This window comes from Blastococcus aurantiacus, assembly GCF_900102425.1.
In the GTDB taxonomy this organism is placed as follows: Bacteria; Actinomycetota; Actinomycetes; order Mycobacteriales; family Geodermatophilaceae; genus Blastococcus; species Blastococcus aurantiacus.
In genome coordinates, this window is the sequence record NZ_FNBT01000010.1 from 1 (window position 1) to 12,655 (window position 12,655).

Below are 12,655 nucleotides of genomic sequence, written 5' to 3' on the forward strand. Positions count from 1 at the left end.
CTGCTGGGCGCGGGTGCGGGTGTCCCCCGCGGGGCGGGATGCCTGCAGGATCGACTCGACCGCGGCCTGGAGCTTCTCCCCGCCGATGGCGTCGAGGGTGCCGTGGAAGGACAGCGACCCGTCGGTGCGCTTGCTCAGCGACAGCGACCGCTTCTCGGTGGGGTCGGGTTCGGTGCCGTCGGGGTCGAGGCGGGCCAGGTAGTGGCCGACCACCTGCCGCAGTTCGGCATGCGGCCGGGTCGATGCCACCGTCGTGAGTGCGGCGTCGATCGCCGGGACGTCGACGTCCTGCGCCTCGGCGCGGGCGAGGTTCTCGGCCGAGGCGACCGGCGCGACCACGGACACGGCTTCCGCGGTCACCGCACCAGCCGTAGCCGCTGCTGCGAGGGCCGGTAGCTGCTCCAGGGCGCGCCCGTTGCGCACCAGCCGGCTCGCCTCGCCCTGGGACAGGCGGTGGTGGCCCCGCAGCCAGGAGGACATCGATGCCTTGCCGTCATGCTCCGAGGCCTGGGTCAGCTCGCCCTCGCGCACCGTGCGCGCCAGCACCGCGTCCAACCGGTTCCGGGCCACCACCAGCGAGCCGGTCCGCTCGATCACCGCCGGCCCGAACGACTGCTTCAGGTCCTCACCGGCCAGCGTCTCCAGCACACCTGCGAGGCACCGCCTTCGGAGTCGCACAGCCGGTCGAACAATGTACGAAGCCTACCGAGGTGGAGTGTCGTCCAGCACCCGAACCCGCAGGTCAGCGCCCTGTCCACAGATGTCGAAGGGGTCTTGACGAGGCTCGCGTGGGCTGTCATCAGCGGTCGGGTGCGCTACGGTCCGGCGATGCGGCTCCCGGACGGTCTCGTGGCCGTGGTGAAGCGCGAGTGCCCGACCTGCGTGCTCGTCGAGCCGGTGCTCCGGGAGCTCGGCGCCGAGGTCTGGTGCCAGGACGACGCCGGCTGGTTCGAGCACGACGACACCGAGCTCGAGCTGTCCTATCGCCTGGGCATCGAGACGGTGCCGACCCTGCTGCGCATCCAGGACGGCGAGGAGACCGCCCGCGTCGTCGGCTGGAGCCGCGAGCAGTGGGAGGCCCTCACCGGCGTCCCAAGCCTGGGCGCGGACCTTCCCGAGCACCGCCCGGGCTGCGGCTCGCTGTCGGTCGACCCGTTCCGCATCGACGCGCTGGAGGCCCGCTACGGAGGCAGCGGTCTCGGCAGCCGCCGGGTGGAGCTGGCAGACCTCGAGGACGAGCACGAGGCGATGTTCGACCGCGGCTGGACCGACGGTCTCCCCGTCGTCCCGCCCACCCTGGAACGCGTCCTGCGGATGCTGCGCGGCACGACCCGCGCGCCCGGCGATGTCGTCGCGGTCGTGCCGCCGGACCTCGTCGAGTGCACGGTCGAGAAGGTCGCCGTCAACGCGGTGATGGCCGGCTGCCTCCCGGAACACCTGCCGGTCGTGCTGGCGGCGCTGGAGGCGGCGTGCACCGAGGAGTTCGCCCTGCACGGCCTCCTGGCGACGACGTACTTCTCCGGCCCCATGATCGTGGTGAACGGCCCGATCGCCCGCCGGATCGGCATGAACAGCGGGGTCAACGCCCTGGGCCAGGGCAACCGCGCCAACGCCACGATCGGCCGGGCGCTGCAGCTCGTCGTCCGCAACGTCGGCGGCGGCCGGCCCGGCGGCATCGACCGCGCCACTCTCGGCAACCCGGGCAAGCTCACCTCCTGCTTCGCCGAGCGCGAGGAGGGCAGCCCCTTCGCACCGCTCGCCGCCGACCGCGGCGTCCCCGGTGACGCGGTCACCCTCTTCGCCGGCTCGGGCGTGCAGCCTGTCGTCGACCAGCTGAGCCGGACGCCCGAGTCCCTGGCGCGCTCGTTCGCGGCCTGCCTGCGCGTCAACGGGCACCCGAAGCTGCCGCTGTCGTTCGACGCGGTCCTCGTCGTCTCCCCGGAGCACGGGCGCGTCTTCCGCGAGGCCGGCTGGGACCGGGCCCGGCTGGTCGCCGAGATCGAGGGCCTGCTGACGCTGGACGCCGACGAGCTCGTCCGCGGCGCCGGCGGCATCACCGAGGGAGTGCCCGAGGCGCTCGCCGGCAGGAAGCTGCCCAAGTTCCGCCCCGGCGGGCTGCTCGTGGTGCACGCCGGTGGCGACGCCGGCCTGTTCAGCGCCGTCGTCGGCGGCTGGGTGTCCGGTACGACCGGGAGCTCCCCGGTGACTCGAGAGGTGCGCGCATGAGAACCGTCCTGGACCCGACCGGCGAGCAGCAGGCATCGGTGCGGGAGCTGCTCCCGCGTCCGGCGTCCCTGCGCGGCCGCACGGTGGGCCTGCTCGACATCAGCAAGCCCCGGGGGGACGTCGTCCTCGACCGGCTCGAGGAGCTGCTCGCCGCGGGCGGCGCCGTGGTGCGTCGGTACCGCAAGCCCACGTTCACCCGGACCGCGCCGGTCGACCTGCGGCACGAGATCGCCGAGCAGTGCGAGGTGGTCATCGAGGCGCTCGCCGATTAGGGCTCGTGCACGTCGTGCAGTGTGCACGACATCGCCGACCTCGAGCGCCGTGGCGTGGTGGGGGTCTTCCTCGCCAGCGAGGTGTTCGCCGACGCCGCCCGGTTGCAGGGCGCCGCACTCGGCTTCCCCGCGCCGTTCGTGCTGGTGCCGCACCCGGTCCAGGACCGCACCGACGCCGAGCTGCGTGCAGCCGCCGAGGGTGCCTACGCCGCGGTCGTCGCCGCCGTCACCGCCGGGGGAGGAGCTGCCTGACCCGTGGTGCCGTCCCGGTTGCTCAGGGGCGGCGGGCGGTGGTGAGCCGCAGGGGAGCGAGCAGCCGACGTCCCGCGCGCCGGGCGTGCGCCGCCGCGACGGCGTTCGCCAGGTGGTCGGCGTGCGCGCGCAGGTCGGCCCGCCGCTGCTGAAGCGCGGCGACCTCCGCGCTCAGGACGTCCAGCTCGGCGAGCAGGGCGGCGCGGCGCGCGGCGGCGTCGTCGTCGAGCCGGGTGCGCGCGTCGGCCGCGGCGTCGTCGGCGCGACGGCGCTCCTCGCGGCCGGCGGCGAGCAGTGCGACGACCTCCTGGCGGGCGTGCAGCAGCGCGGCCGCGGCGTCGGCGGTGGCCCGCTCCCGGAGACGGTCCGCCTCCTCGGCGGCGCGCCGTTCGAGCGCGGCCACGCCCTCCAGCCGCCGGTGGGCCTCGGCGCGGGCGCGGACGCCGGTCTCCCGGGCCGCGTCGCGGTCCTGCCGTGCCTCGTCGAGCAGCGCGCCGGCCGCGGCCCTGGCCTCCACCAGCGTCCGTTCGGCCTGCGCCGCCGTCTCGGCCGCCCGTCGCCGGGCGACGGCGATCGTCTCCTCGGCGGCGTCCGCGGCGGCCCGCCGGTCGGCGGCAGCCTCCGCGCGCATGGCGTCGGCCTCGTCAGCCGCGGTGGCCATCAGGGTCCCGATCCGGCGGGAGACCTGCAGGAACTCACCGCCCCCCGCGGAGTGCCCGAGGAGCTCGCGGGCCTCGTCGAGCGCGGCCCGGGTCTCCAGCTGCCGGGCCAGCAGGTGCTCCCGCTCGCGGTCGGCCGTGGCCAGCTCGCTCTCGGCCCACTGGACGTAGGACTGGACCTCGAACCGGTCGTAGCCGGCGATCGCCCGCCGGAACATGGGCGCGGACCCCAGGACGTCGTCCAGGTCGCCCGCCACGTTCGGGCGCGTGCGCTCGGCGGGCTCCGGAGGCAGGAGGGGACCGGGGTGGCCGTCCGTCCGGCCGTCGGCGTGCAGCTCGATGGTCATCCCACTCACTCCCAGCAGTACCGGTATCCGGGACGACGCTAGGTGGAGCTGAGCGTGCCCGCCCGGTCACGTTCAGTCGCATCACCCGGACGGGGAGGGTGCCGCGCCTCCGCCGGGCGAGGCCTCGCTCCGGCGGGTGACGGCGTCCTCTCAACGGTCGCCGACGGCGGCGCGCGGGGGAACCCTCGGTGCCATGACCCCCGATGCGACCCCGGAACCGGGCAGCCTCACCGTCCCGCCGCTGTTCGGCTGGGAGGGCATCGTGGTGCTGCTGGTCGCCGCGGTCGTGATCGGCGTGGGATACCTCGTGCTCAGCGCCCTGTCCGCGAGCCGACGTCCCTCGGCGGACTGGGACGAGTGGCTGCAGGGCCGCTCCCGGCAGCGGCACGACGTCGTGGACCGGTTCGGCGCCCAGCGGTCGGCCCCGCCGTCCGGGCACGCGGCCGAGCGTCACGGAGCACGCCGGTCCGGCTGACGGAGCGCCGAAGCGACGGCTCCGGCTCGCGGGCGCGTGCTGCCCACCCGGTGTCCCCTCTGCCACACGGCCCGGTCCCCGTGCCCTGATCCGGGCGCCGCCGATCGGGCCCCGCGGGGCCGGGTGAGGCCTGCGTTACAGTCCGAAAGCCGGCGGGCCGATGTGGGCCCGCTCACGCGGTCCGGGGTGCGTCACCGGCCCGCCCGCTCCGTGGAGGCAGCCGATGACCGAGACCGTGCCGGCCCCCGGACCCGTCGAGGAACCCCCGCCCGCGATCCCCATCGGGGTGCGGGTCGCCCAGCTCACGGCCGAGTACGGCGACGCGCCCGCCGTCATCAGCGGGGACACCACGCGCAGCTGGACCGAGCTCGACCGCCGCACCAACCGGCTCGCCCGCGCCCTGCTCGCGCGCGGCGTCGTCCTCGGCGACCTGGTCACCATCGGCCTGCCCAACAGCGTCGAGTTCGTCGAGGCCTGCGTCGCCTGCTGGAAGGCCGGCGCCGTGCCGCAGCCGGTCTCGGCGGCGATGCCGCCGCTGGAGCTGCAGGGCATCGTCGAGCTGGCGAACCCGCCGCTGGTCATCGCCCGCGGCGACATCCCGCTGGACCGCCCGATCGCCGACGTCGACGAGCTGATCGCCGAGGCGGAGGACGACGGCCCGCTGCCGACGGTGGTGTCCCCGGCGTACAAGGCGCCCGCCTCGGGTGGCAGCACCGGGCGGCCCAAGCTGATCGTCTCCGCGCAGGCCGGCGTCGTCGAGCCGTTCGGGTCGATGGTGTGGAAGCACCGGCCCGGCGGCACCGTCCTGATGCCCGGCCCGATGTACCACAACGGGCCCTTCACCAGCGCCATGGCAGGACTGCTCAACGGCTCCACGATGGTCCTCATGCCGCGGTTCGACGCCGAGGGCGTGCTGCGGCTGGTCCAGGAGCACCGCGCGACCTGGCTCTACCTCGTGCCGGCCATGATGAGCCGCATCTGGCGGCTGCCCGAGGAGGTGCGCGCCGCCTACGACCTCTCCTCGCTCGAGACCGTCTGGCACCTGGCCGCCCCCTGCCCGCCGTGGCTCAAGGAGGCTTGGATCGACTGGGTCGGCCCCGAGGTGCTCATGGAGCTCTACGCCGGCACCGAGGCGCAGGCCGGCACGATCATCAGCGGGACCGAGTGGCTCGAGCACCGCGGCTCGGTCGGCACGGTCCTCTACGGCGAGATGACGATCCTCGGCCCCGACGGCGAGCAGCTGCCCCCGGGCACGGTCGGCGAGGTCTACCTCCGCCGTGGCCCTGGCCAGGGACCCTCCTACCGCTACATCGGCGCCGAGGCGCGCACCCGCGGCGACTGGGAGTCCCTCGGCGACATCGGCTGGATGGACGAGGACGGCTACCTCTACCTGGCCGACCGGCGCACCGACATGATCCTGGTCGGCGGCTCCAACGTGTACCCGGCGGAGGTCGAGGCCGCGCTCGACGAGCACCCGCAGGTCGCCTCCAGCGCCGTCATCGGGCTGCCCGACCCCGACCTCGGCCAGGTCGTGCACGCCATCGTCCAGCCGGCTCCCGGCCTCACCGACGTCGACCTCGACGACCTGCGCCGCCACCTGGCCGAGCGGCTGGTCCGCTACAAGCAGCCGCGCACCTTCGAGCTGGTGAGCGAGCCGCTGCGCGACGACGCCGGCAAGGTCCGGCGCTCCCAGCTCCTGGCCGACCGGGTGCCCGCCCAGCAGTGACGGCGCCCGCCCACCCTGACGGCACCCACCGCCCACCCACTGACCGCCCCGATCCGACTGGAGCCCGACCGTGACGACGACCGACGCACGAACCGTGGGGGAGGACCTGCGCCAGCGGGTCGCCGACTTCCTCGCCGAGCACGACCACACGACCATGGACCGGCTGGACTTCCTGCGTGCCCGGTACGACGCCGGCCTGGCGTGGGTCAACTTCCCGGAGGGCCACGGCGGCCTCGGCCTGCCCCGCGCCCTCCAGGGCCAGGTGGACGCCCAGCTCGCCGCCGCCGGCGCCCCCGACAACAACCCGCGCGGCAACGGCATCGGCCTGGGCATGGCCGCGCCGACGATCCTGGCCTTCGGCACCGAGGAGCAGAAGAAGAAGTTCCTGCGCCCGCTGTGGACCGGCGAGCAGGTCTGGTGCCAGCTGTTCAGCGAGCCCGGCGCCGGCTCCGACCTCGCCGCCGTCAGCACGCGCGCGGTCCGCGAGGGCGGCGACTGGGTGGTCAACGGCCAGAAGGTGTGGACGTCGAGCGCGCACAAGGCGCAGATGGCGATCCTGGTCGCCCGCACCAACCCGGAGGTGTCCAAGCACGCCGGCCTGAGCTACTTCCTCTGCAACATGGACGCCCCCGGCGTCGACGTCCGGCCGCTGCGGCAGATCACCGGTGAGGCCGAGTTCAACGAGGTCTTCCTCACCGACGTGCACATCCCCGACAGCCAGCGGCTCGGCGACGAGGGGCAGGGCTGGAGGGTCGCCACGGCCACCCTGAACAACGAGCGGGTGGCCATCGGCGGCGGTGGCGGCGGCCGGGAGAGCGGCATGGTCGGCGTGCTGGCGAAGAGCTGGCGCGAGCACCCCGAGCGGCGCGGCGTCGGCCAGCACGACAAGCTCCTGCGGCTCTGGGTGGACAACGAGGTGGCTCGCATGACCGGCCAGCGGCTGCGGCAGAAGCTCGCCGCGGGCGAACCCGGCCCTGAGGGCTCGGCGATGAAGCTGACCTTCGCCCGCATCGCCCAGGAGGCGAGCGGCATGGAGCTGGAGCTGCTCGGCGAGGAGGGCCTGCGGGCGTCGGACTGGACCATGAAGCGTCCGCAGCACGTCGACTTCACCGGCCGCGACGCGGTCTACCGCTACCTGCGCGCCAAGGGGAACTCCATCGAGGGCGGCACCTCGGAGATCCTGCGCAACGTCATCTCCGAGCGGGTGCTCGGACTGCCCTCCGAGCCGCGCGTCGACACCGGCATCGCCTGGAAGGACCTGCCCCGATGAGCGACCTGAACCTGCTCTACACCGACGTCGAGGACGACCTGCGCAGCAGCGTCCGCGACCTGGTCGCCGCGCGCAGCGAGCCCGCGTCCGTGGCGGCGGTCTACGACGGCGACCGGTCCGTCGTCGACCCGCTGTGGCGCGCGATCGCCGGTGACCTCGGCCTCGCCGGACTGCTGATCCCGGAGGAGCGCGGCGGCGCCGGCGCCTCGGCGCGCGAGGTCGCCGTGGTCCTCGAGGAGCTGGGCCGGTCGGTCGCCCCCGTGCCGTTCCTGACCAGCAGCGTCGTCGCCACGACCGTGCTGCTGGCCGCCGCGCCGGGGGGTGCGGCCGACGACCTGCTCGCCGGCCTGGCCGCCGGTGAGCGCACCGCGGCGCTGGTCCTCCCGCTGGCCGCCGGGCCCGGCGACGAGGCGCCCGCCTTCGCCGTCGACGCCGACGGGCGCCTCACCGGGAGCGCCCGCAGCGTGGCCGGGGCGCTGGAGGCCGACGTCCTGCTGGTGCCGGTCGGGACCGCCGGCGGAACCGCCGTGTACGCGGTCCCGGCCGCGGACGCGCGGATCGAGCCGGTGGTCTCCCTGGACATGACCCGCCAGCTCGCCGACGTGACCATCGAGGGCGCCGCCGGCCAGGAGCTGCTCGGTGGCGCGCAGGGCGGCGACGCCGTCGCCCGCGCGCTCGAGGTCGGCGCCGCGCTGCTGGCCTCCGAGCAGTTCGGCGTGGCCCAGTGGTGCCTGACCACGACGATCACCTACCTCAAGGACCGGCGTCAGTTCGGCCGTGTCGTCGGTGGCTACCAGGCGATCAAGCACCGACTGGCCGACCTGTACGCGGCCGTGGAGTCCGCGGGCGCCGCGGCGCGCTACGCGGCGGCGGCGACGGCCGAGGACGACCCCGACGCCGTCGTGTCCACCGCGGTGGCGCAGTCGTTCTGCTCCGACGTGGCGGTCAAGGCGGCCGAGGAGGCCGTCCAGCTGCACGGCGGGATCGGCATGACGTGGGAGCACCCCGCCCACCTCTACCTCAAGCGCGCGAAGGCCGACCAGATCGCGTTCGGAACGCCGGCCACCCACCGCGCCCGGCTGGCCGAGCTGGTCGACCTGCCCGCGCCGGTCCCGGTGGGCTGACCGCCGGGCACCGCACGCCGGAACGCGGACGGGCCCGGCCCCGGGTGGAACCACCCGGGGCCGGGCCCGTCGTCGTCGGTCAGACCGAGGACTGCGACGCGCTCTCCGTCGGCGCCGAGGCCCGGGCCGCCGCGCGGCGGGCCAGGAGCAGGGCCGCGACGAGGAGCAGGACGCCCAGCACGAGCAGCACGACCGGCAGCACCGTCCCGACCAGGTTCAGCAGGCGGGAGTCGTCGGCGACCTGGTCGCCGCGGGTGTCGATCGAGTCGTCGGTGGAGTAGATGTCGATCGTCGCGAAGGGCACGTCGACGGTGGTGACCCCGAGGTCCAGCGAGCCGGTGACCTCCTGCTTGCTGCCGCCGGCGATGGTCGCCCCGAGCTCCTGGTCGGCGTCGACGAAGGTCGTCGTCCGCGACGTCCAGGCGATCGGGATCTCCGCCGGCAGCGACGGCAGCACCGCGGGCAGAGCGGCCAGCAGCTCGGGGGAGACCAGGCCGTCCAGCCCCGGCGCGAGCGCGGCCAGCGTCGCCTTGGGCAGCGAGGTGGGCAGGTTCAGCGCGGCCGGGTTGGCCAGATCGCCCTCGGAGACCGACTCGTAGCGGTAGACGTCCCGGCCGCCGAAGGTCTCCTCGCCCTCGAAGGTCACCGGGGCGGACTGCAGCGTGTTCTGGTCCCAGTACTCGTACGCACCGTCCTCCGTCGAGGGGTCGACCGGCAGGGTGAAGACCAGGCCCTCGGCGTCGGTGACGTCCTCGGCGCCATCCGGGGCCGGGCCGGCCTCGGCGGTCTCGCGGTCCACGGCGAAGAAGACCTCGGTCAGCGCGGGCTCGCCGTCGCCGACGGTGCGCTCGTCGGCGCGGCGCACGATCTCGGTGTCGCCGTCGACCGACTCGGCCGAGACGTTGCGGGTGGCGACGATCGGGACGCCCTCGGCCAGGACCTCCGTGGCCCCGCCGGAGAGCACCGCGGGGTTGATGCCGTCGTACGTGCCCGCGAACTCGAGCGTGACGTCGAGGTCGGTCGGGAGCTTGGTCACCGACGGGACGACGACGAAGCGGACGACGGCGGCCGCCACGATCAGGAGCACGCCGACGACGGCGAGCACGACGGAGGAACGGGACAGTTTCACTGAGCAGACTCCGGGTTCGTACGGGCGCAAAGAAGCCAGTCTGCGCCCGTGCCGGCCGTCACAGCGGGGCCGGGTGGTTGGCCCTGTCAACCGGTTGGCGCGCCGGTGACGCCGGTCATCGCTCGCCGGTGCCGCGCCCTTCGGGGTCGTCGCGGCGGCGCACGGCCGGCGGGAACGGCGCGTCGATGTCGTAGCGCACGCCCAGCATGCGGATGGCGAAGCACACCGCGGCGGCCGCGACCGCGGCGACCGGGCCGCGGGTGTCGAGCACGTCGGCGACCACGACCACGGTGGCCCCGACGAGGGCGGGAACGGCGTAGAGCCCGCTGCTCAGCACCGACGGCACCTGGCGGATCAGCACGTCGCGCAGCGTGCCGCCGCCGACGCCGGTGATCGCGCCGACGATCACCGCCTGCGCCGGGCCGAAGCCCAGGTCGACCGCCTTGAGCGCGCCGGTCACCGCGAACAGGCTCAGCCCGGCCGCGTCCAGCACGGTGATCGTGCCGTTCAGCCGGTCCAGGCGGTGCCCGGTGAGGAAGGCGAGCAGCCCTCCGGCGGCCGCCACCGCCAGGTAGCGCCAGTCGAGGAACGTAGCCGGCGGCAGGGCGTCGAGGAAGACGTCCCGGAGCACGCCACCGCCCAGCGCGGTGATCATGCCGAGCGTGATGACGCCGACGATGTCCAGCCGGGTGGCCCGCAGAGCGGTGAGGGCACCGTTGAGCGCGAAGGCGAAGGTGCCCACCAGGTCGAGGACCAGCAGGGCCGTCGTCGTCATGCCGGGAACGTAGCTCCCGCCACGCCCGCCCCCGGCCGGCGCCCGGCGGCGCAGGACGTCTAATGGTCGAGGCCGGTCATGGTCGAGGCCGGCGATCGGCCGGGAGGAGGGACCACCGCGATGAGTTCGACCCTGAGCACCGTTCTCCGGCAGATCGGGCCGTCGGTGATGCTGCCGATGCTGGTCTACGAGATCGGCCACGGTGCGGTCATGCCGGTCATCGCCCTCGTGGCCCTGGACGCCGGCGCATCGACGACGGTGGCCGGTCTGATGCTCGCCGCCATCGGCATCGGCACCATCCTCGGCGACGTCCCCGCCGCCTGGCTGGCGAACCGGGTCGGCGAGAAGGGCGCCATGCTCGCGGCGATGCTCGCCTCGGCGGTCGCGATGTCCTCGGTCCTGGTCTTCGACTCGGTCGCCGCCCTGGCCGTCGCGCTGCTGGTACTGGGCGCGTGCGGGGCGACGATGCACCTGGCCCGCCAGTCCTACGTGGCCGAGGTCGTGGCCGTGCACCACCGGGCGCGCGCGATGTCGACCCTCGGCGGCGTCTTCCGCATCGGGCTGTTCATCGGCCCGTTCGTGGGCGCGGCCGTCATCTCGGTGTGGGGCACCCGCTCGGCCTTCGCGGTCGCGGTCGTGGCGTCGCTGCTGGCGGCGGTCGTCCTGGCGTTCGCGCCGGTCACCGGCGCCGCGGGCGCACCCGCGGGCGGCGCGCACGCCGGCCCGGTCGGTGTGCGGGAGATGTTCCGCCGGAACCGCCGCCTCTTCTTCACGCTGGGCGTCGCCGTGGCGTCGATCAGCGCCATCCGCGCGGCCCGGGTGGCGGTGATCCCGCTGTGGGCCGACCACATCGGGCTGGACGCGACCACGACCAGCCTGATCTTCGGCATCGCGAACGCCGTGGACATGGTGCTGTTCTATCCGTCCGGCCACGTGATGGACCGGCTCGGGCGGCTCTGGATCGCCGTTCCCTGCATGGTGGTCCTCGGCCTGGGCACGCTGGCCCTGCCGCTGACGGACAGCGCCGTGAGCCTCACGGCCGTCGCCATGGTGATGGCCTTCGGCAACGGGATCGGCTCGGGCATCGTCATGACCCTCGGCGCGGACACCTCGCCGGCGGTGGACCGGCGCTCGTTCCTGGCGATCTTCCGGCTGATGAGCGACGTGGGGCAGTCGCTGGGCCCGGTGGTCCCGGCCGCCATCGCCACGGTCGCCACCCTGGGGACGGGCATCTCGGTGATGGGCGGCGTCGCCCTGCTCGGTGCGGCCGGGCTGGCCCGGTGGGTGCCGAGGTACTCGACCTACGCCACGCGGGCCATGGTGCGCGACCACCACCGCCGGCTCACCGAGGAGCGGGACTCCGTCACCCCGGGCTGACGGCCCGCTCGAGCGGGGTGGCGGCGCGGCCGAGGAGCGTGGCGAGGGCTGCGTCCGAGGCGGCCAGCGCGGCCCGGTCGAAGGTGCTGCTGCTCGCGACCAGTTCGGCGGCACCCGTGCGCTCGAGCAGCTCGGCCAGCCGGCTCTCCACCGAGGCGGGGGTGCCGGCGATCGCCATGGCCGCCGTCCGCTCCACGTACTGCCGCTGTCGCGGGGTGGGCGAGGCCGCACGGACCGCGGCCACCGGTTCCAGCGGCGGGAACGAGCCGGTCGTGCGCGAGAGCGCCATCGCCCAGGCCTCGGGCAGCAGCAGGTCGGCGGCCTCGGCGGCGGTGTCGGCCACCAGGACGTCGAGGCTGATCGACACCCGGGGCCCGGGCTGCTGGGCCGAGGGCCGGAAGGCGCGCCGGTAGTCGGCCAGGGCCGCCAGACCCGGCTCGGGGTCGCCGGCCACGCCCAGTAGCGGACCGCCGACGATCACCGGTAGCCCGAGCGCGGCCGCCACCTGCAACCCCTGCCCGGTGGCCAGCACGTGCATGGGGACGTTCCCGGCCGGCTGCGGGTGCAGGGTGATCTCGCCCGAACCGGTGAGGAAGGCGCGCAGCTCGGCGAGGTCGGCGGCGAAGTCCCGCTCGGTCTCCCGCAACGCGCGGCGCACCGGCGGGGTGAAGCCGGGGGAGCGGCCCAGCCCCAGGTCGACCCGGCCGGGTGCGAACGCCGTCAGGGTGGCGAACTGCTCGGCGACGACGAGCGGCTGGTGGTGGGGGAGCATGACCCCGGCCGAGCCCAGCCGGATCGTCGACGTCGCCCCGGCGATCGCCGCCAGGAGCACGGCGGGCGCGGCGCCGGCGATGCCCGGCACCCCGTGGTGCTCGGCCACCCAGAACCGGCCGTAGCCGAGCCGCTCGACGGCGACGGCGCGGGAGACCACGCCGGTCAGCGCGGCGCCGTCGGGCTCGCCGGCCCGCGTGCGGGCGCGGTCGAGCAGCGAGAACCCCGGTCCGGTGTCGGTCACGGCACCTG

At 74.9% G+C, this 12,655-nt stretch carries 11 protein-coding genes and 1 pseudogene; 7 read left to right on the top strand and 5 right to left on the bottom strand.

Translation table 11 applies throughout. The features are described 5' to 3' along the window. Positions 1-648: DUF222 domain-containing protein (locus tag BLS70_RS18150; protein ID WP_143030450.1), on the bottom strand; the 648-nt coding region annotated here is incomplete at its 3' end. Positions 649-828: 180 nt separating this feature from the next. Between BLS70_RS18150 and BLS70_RS18155 the strand changes: the two genes are divergently transcribed. Next, complete coding sequence (locus BLS70_RS18155) at positions 829-2,226, top strand: thioredoxin family protein (RefSeq protein WP_091771160.1); 1,398 nt, start codon at positions 829-831, stop codon at positions 2,224-2,226. Then, positions 2,223-2,750 (top strand): annotated as a pseudogene (locus tag BLS70_RS21540) (UGSC family (seleno)protein). The gene BLS70_RS18155 and the pseudogene BLS70_RS21540 overlap by 4 nt, the downstream one beginning before the upstream one ends. A 22-nt stretch (positions 2,751-2,772) precedes the next feature. Here the strand turns inward: BLS70_RS21540 and BLS70_RS18170 are convergent. Further along, a complete protein-coding gene (locus BLS70_RS18170; protein ID WP_091770847.1) occupies positions 2,773-3,756 on the bottom strand; it encodes a coiled-coil domain-containing protein in 984 nt (327 codons plus the stop codon). Positions 3,757-3,949: 193 nt separating this feature from the next. Between BLS70_RS18170 and BLS70_RS18175 the strand changes: the two genes are divergently transcribed. The 4 genes from BLS70_RS18175 (at position 3,950) to BLS70_RS18190 (ending at position 8,351) form a co-directional block, all read left to right on the top strand. Next, positions 3,950-4,231, top strand: a complete 282-nt coding sequence (locus tag BLS70_RS18175) for a hypothetical protein (RefSeq protein WP_091770849.1) — start codon at positions 3,950-3,952, stop codon at positions 4,229-4,231. A 223-nt stretch (positions 4,232-4,454) separates the two neighbouring features. After that, on the top strand, positions 4,455-5,957 hold the full coding sequence (locus tag BLS70_RS18180) for an AMP-binding protein (RefSeq protein WP_091770851.1): 1,503 nt from the start codon (positions 4,455-4,457) through the stop codon (positions 5,955-5,957). Between the two features lie 70 nt (positions 5,958-6,027). Further along, complete coding sequence (locus tag BLS70_RS18185) at positions 6,028-7,227, top strand: acyl-CoA dehydrogenase family protein (RefSeq protein WP_255362567.1); 1,200 nt, start codon at positions 6,028-6,030, stop codon at positions 7,225-7,227. Next, positions 7,224-8,351: an acyl-CoA dehydrogenase family protein gene (locus BLS70_RS18190; protein ID WP_091770853.1), complete on the top strand. Its 1,128-nt coding sequence runs from the start codon at positions 7,224-7,226 to the stop codon at positions 8,349-8,351. The genes BLS70_RS18185 and BLS70_RS18190 overlap by 4 nt, the downstream gene beginning before the upstream one ends. Positions 8,352-8,430: 79 nt before the next feature. Here BLS70_RS18190 and BLS70_RS18195 read toward each other — a convergent pair whose 3' ends face one another. Further along, positions 8,431-9,480, bottom strand: a complete 1,050-nt coding sequence (locus tag BLS70_RS18195) for a porin PorA family protein (RefSeq protein ID WP_176946484.1) — start codon at positions 9,478-9,480, stop codon at positions 8,431-8,433. A 115-nt stretch (positions 9,481-9,595) separates the two neighbouring features. Then, positions 9,596-10,255 carry a trimeric intracellular cation channel family protein gene (locus BLS70_RS18200; protein ID WP_091770857.1) on the bottom strand — a complete coding sequence of 220 codons (660 nt, stop codon included), beginning with the start codon at positions 10,253-10,255 and terminating at the stop codon, positions 9,596-9,598. Positions 10,256-10,375: 120 nt separating this feature from the next. On the opposite strand from BLS70_RS18200, the gene BLS70_RS18205 reads away from it, so the two are divergent. Next, positions 10,376-11,632, top strand: coding sequence for an MFS transporter (locus BLS70_RS18205; RefSeq protein ID WP_091771162.1), 1,257 nt, complete (start codon positions 10,376-10,378; stop codon positions 11,630-11,632). On the opposite strand, the gene BLS70_RS18210 is transcribed toward BLS70_RS18205, so the two are convergent. Further along, entirely contained in the window at positions 11,619-12,647 is a 1,029-nt protein-coding gene (locus tag BLS70_RS18210; protein ID WP_255362568.1) for an MsnO8 family LLM class oxidoreductase, read from the bottom strand. The two genes, BLS70_RS18205 and BLS70_RS18210, sit on opposite strands and share 14 nt — an antisense overlap. Positions 12,648-12,655: the final 8 nt, after the last annotated feature.

Coding starts and splice junctions, on each gene's coding strand:
- BLS70_RS18155 (WP_091771160.1), top strand. CDS start 829: ATGCGGCTCCCGGACGGTCTCGTGGCCGTGGTGAAGCGCGAGTGCCCG.
- BLS70_RS18170 (WP_091770847.1), bottom strand. CDS start 3,756: ATGACCATCGAGCTGCACGCCGACGGCCGGACGGACGGCCACCCCGGT.
- BLS70_RS18175 (WP_091770849.1), top strand. CDS start 3,950: ATGACCCCCGATGCGACCCCGGAACCGGGCAGCCTCACCGTCCCGCCG.
- BLS70_RS18180 (WP_091770851.1), top strand. CDS start 4,455: ATGACCGAGACCGTGCCGGCCCCCGGACCCGTCGAGGAACCCCCGCCC.
- BLS70_RS18190 (WP_091770853.1), top strand. CDS start 7,224: ATGAGCGACCTGAACCTGCTCTACACCGACGTCGAGGACGACCTGCGC.
- BLS70_RS18200 (WP_091770857.1), bottom strand. CDS start 10,255: ATGACGACGACGGCCCTGCTGGTCCTCGACCTGGTGGGCACCTTCGCC.
- BLS70_RS18205 (WP_091771162.1), top strand. CDS start 10,376: ATGAGTTCGACCCTGAGCACCGTTCTCCGGCAGATCGGGCCGTCGGTG.